The sequence below is a fragment of the Rickettsia endosymbiont of Ixodes scapularis genome, from assembly GCF_000160735.1.
Classification (GTDB): Bacteria; Pseudomonadota; Alphaproteobacteria; order Rickettsiales; family Rickettsiaceae; genus Rickettsia; species Rickettsia tamurae.
Genome location: NZ_CM000770.1, coordinates 965,810 through 969,655 on the forward strand (window position 1 = coordinate 965,810; position 3,846 = coordinate 969,655).

Sequence of the window (3,846 nt, forward strand, 5' to 3'; positions counted from 1 at the left end):
GGAGCGTGGCAATCCAGTAAAAAATTCTGTAAATCAGAATTTTTTTTAATTATTTTTTCTAGATTTGCGCGCCGCTTCGCTCCTCGCAATGACGACTCGGTATCCATGCAACAATGCCTCGCAGGAATGAAATCAGAACATAAAGATTTAGGTGAGATGCTTAAATACTCCTCTTTCCATAGCTCGTTATAAAGAATAGGGGCGATATTACCGCCTGAGATTAGTACTAGTAGTTTTTGAGGTTTGGATTGTGTTTTTAAAAAATTTATTACTGAAACCATATTTATACTACTTGACGGCTCGCATATAACTTTAAGTAAATGAGTAAGCCACGCCGTCCAGTAATATATTTCATATTCTTCTGCTAAATAAAAATGATCTAGCTTTTTCAGATATTCAAATGTACGAGCCGATACGTTCAAGGTTTTAAGACCGTCCGCAATAGTATTCGGAGCATAATTAAATCTATATATTTTATTATCTTTAACAGATAAATAAGCATCATTGGCATTTAAAGGTTCTGAACCTATTAACAAGCTTGTCGGTGATATTAATTCCTTGGCAAGATATGAGCCAGAAATTAAACCGCCGCCGCCGCAAGAGGCAAAAATAGCATTAGGACTAAAGCCTAGCTGCTGTAATGCTTCATAGCATAACGTGCCTGCTCCTGCTATTGTAGAATCACTATCGGAAGGATGCATATAGTAAAATCCTTGCTTTTCATCTTCTTTTGCTTTTTCTTCCGCTTCTTGTCGAGTATCTGTATATATAACTTCACCTCCGTAATAAAGAGCTGCTTGCTGTTTTACTTTTGAAGTATTTAACGGTAAATAAATCCTTGTTTTAATACCGAATAATTTACTTGCATAAGCAAGACCAATCCCATGGTTACCCGTACTATAACCGACTATTTTATCAGGTAATTTCCCTTGCTCTTTTAATTCTAATAAATGATTTAACACTCCTCTAACTTTAAATGCACCGGTTTTTTGTAATGATTCAACCTTAAAAAAAATCTCATGACCGAGCATCTTATTTAAGCTTTCAGAGTGAACGATCGGAGTTAAATGTAGATATTGTTTTATTCTATTATGTGCGGCTGCTACATTTTGAGGAGGTTGTGGTAATAAATTCATAAATATAATTAATAATGGTAGCTTGAAATCAGATTGATACTATATTATATAGTTAATAATTAGAAATTTTAAAAGGTATTAATTGATGAATAAAAAATCCCTCCCATTAATGGCACTGAGAGATATGGTAGTATTCCCAGGAGTAATCGCTCCTATTTTTGTGGGTAGGCAAAAATCGCTGCAAGCACTTTCTCATACTACCATTTCCGAGGAAGATAATAATAAATATATTTTAGTAACTTTACAGAAAAAATTTGATCAAGAAAACCCTAGTAAACATGAACTTTATAACACAGCTATACTTGCTAAGATTATCCAAATAGTGAAACTGCCTAATAATAAGGCAAAAATCTTAATAGAAGCAGTAGCAAGAGTAAAGCTAAGCAATATCAAAGGCGCAGAAGCTTTTGAAGCAAATTACGAAATTATTCCGGATGAAGAAATATTTGACGTTAATAACATGCGTTCATTAGTGGATAATGCAGTACAACTATTTAGTAAATATGTGATTAATGATAAGAAAGTTAATGCGGAAATTATTGAAACTATCAATAAAGAAATAAGTAATAGCACTAATTTCATAAATATTATAAATATATTAGCTTCACATCTGATAACTTCACTTGAGGTCAAGCAGCATTTATTAGAAGAAACTAGTCCTTTTAAGCGTATCACTACGGTTATTAGTACGCTTACTTCCAATACAGTAAATTCAGAAACCGAGCAGGCATTGCAGCAAAGAGTAAGAAAGCAAATCGAAAAAACGCAGCGTGATTATTATCTGCACGAACAAATGAAAGCTATTCAAAAGGAGCTTGATGAAGATAAATCGGAACTTGCCGATATCGAGAAAAAAATTAAAAGTTTAAAATTATCTAAAGAAGCTAAAGAGAAAGCAGAATCAGAGCTTAAAAAACTCCGTAGTATGAATCAAATGTCGGCAGAGTCGGGAGTGACGCGTAATTATCTTGAGACTTTGCTAAGTTTGCCTTGGGGTAAGCATGATAATAGTAAAATAGATATTAACCAAGCCGAGAAAATTTTAAATCGTGATCATTTTGGACTCGAAAAAGTTAAAGAACGAATTATAGAATATTTAGCGGTATTACAGCGTTCAAGTAAAATTAGAGGACCTATATTATGTTTAATCGGTCCGCCAGGGGTCGGTAAAACTTCACTTGTAAAATCTATTGCCGAAGGAATGGGTAGAAAATACACTAAATTTGCTCTCGGCGGTGTTAGAGACGAAGCAGAAATCAGAGGGCATAGAAAAACTTACCTTGGATCAATGCCCGGTAAAATTTTAGGTCAACTTAAGAAAGTTAAGACTAGTAACCCTGTAATGCTACTTGATGAAATCGATAAAATTAGTTCTGATTTTAGAGGTGATCCGATATCCGCTTTACTTGAGGTATTAGACCCTGAGCAGAATAGTCACTTTGTTGATCATTATTTAGAAGTAGAATATGATCTATCAAATGTAATATTTATTGCTACTGCTAACTCTCATGATTTACCTAGAGCTTTAAGTGATAGAATGGAAAAAATATATATTTCCGGTTATGTAGAGGAAGAAAAGCTCCAAATCGCCAAAAATTATTTAGTGCCGAAACAATTTAAAATGCATAAAATTAAGAAAGATGAAATTACTATATCCGAGACGGCAATTTTGGATTTAATTAGATATTATACCAAGGAATCAGGCGTAAGAGCTTTAGAACGTGAAATAGGGGCATTAACTAGAAAGGCATTAAAGCAAATTTTAGCAGATAAAAGTGTTAAGCATATTGCCATAGATAGTAATAATCTTGAAGAATTTTTAGGGGCTAAGAAATATAATTTCGGGCTTGCCGAGAAAGAAGATCAAATAGGAAGTACTACGGGACTTGCTTACACCGAAGTAGGCGGGGAGCTTTTAACTATAGAAGCTTTAGCATTTCCAGGGAAAGGTGAAATAAAGACCACCGGAAAACTCGGTGATGTTATGAAAGAATCGGCAATGGCTGCCTATAGTTGTTTTAGAAGCAGAGCAACAAATTTTGGATTAAAATATGACAATTATAAAGATTTTGATATTCATATTCACGTACCGGCCGGAGCTATTCCAAAAGATGGACCGTCTGCCGGCTGTGCTTTGTTTACGACTATTGTTTCGTTGATGACTAAAATACCCGTACACCGCACCGTGGCAATAACAGGCGAAATTACTTTAAGAGGAAATGTTTTACCTATCGGTGGTCTTAAAGAGAAGTTACTTGCTGCAAGTAGGGGAGGTATTAAAACTGTGTTGATTCCTGAGGAGAATGTTAAAGACTTAAAAGATATACCGCCGAATATAAAAGAAAGCCTAGAAATTATATCTGTGTCAAATATTGATCAAATACTTAAGCATGCTTTGGTAGAAACACCGATAAATAAATAGAGATTTGTTAATAGTCAAAATATCATATATTAAATTGTGTCAGCTACTCAAAGCGGCTTATCCGAGGTAGTAAAATCCATGACTACAATAAAAGACAAAACAGCTTAGTTTATCTTTCTTCTTTCCAACTTTCATTTAGCAATTCCTTTAAACTTAATTCTAAATAACGCGAGTTTCGTATTAATAGAGGAACTGAATAGCTGATAGAAACTGGGTTACGAGGATATTAGTAATATTGTTTTTGTTATAAAATGTACTTAAACTGCATAAATTTTTAGTAAATTGTCT

General features: G+C 33.9%; 1 protein-coding gene and 1 pseudogene. One reads left to right on the top strand and one right to left on the bottom strand.

Annotated features, from left to right (window positions below):
* Window positions 1–116 precede the first annotated feature (116 nt).
* A pseudogene (locus tag REIS_RS04885) lies at window positions 117–1,136 on the bottom strand (serine/threonine dehydratase); the annotation flags it as partial.
* Between the two features lie 85 nt (window positions 1,137–1,221).
* Between REIS_RS04885 and lon the strand changes: the two are divergent.
* Window positions 1,222–3,558: an endopeptidase La gene (gene lon, locus REIS_RS04890; protein WP_040614710.1), complete on the top strand. Its 2,337-nt coding sequence runs from the start codon at window positions 1,222–1,224 to the stop codon at window positions 3,556–3,558.
* Window positions 3,559–3,846: the final 288 nt, after the last annotated feature.

What these genes read in the sequence shown, in the direction of transcription:
- lon (WP_040614710.1), top strand. Translation starts at nt 1,222, where the DNA reads ATGAATAAAAAATCCCTCCCATTAATGGCACTGAGAGATATGGTAGTA.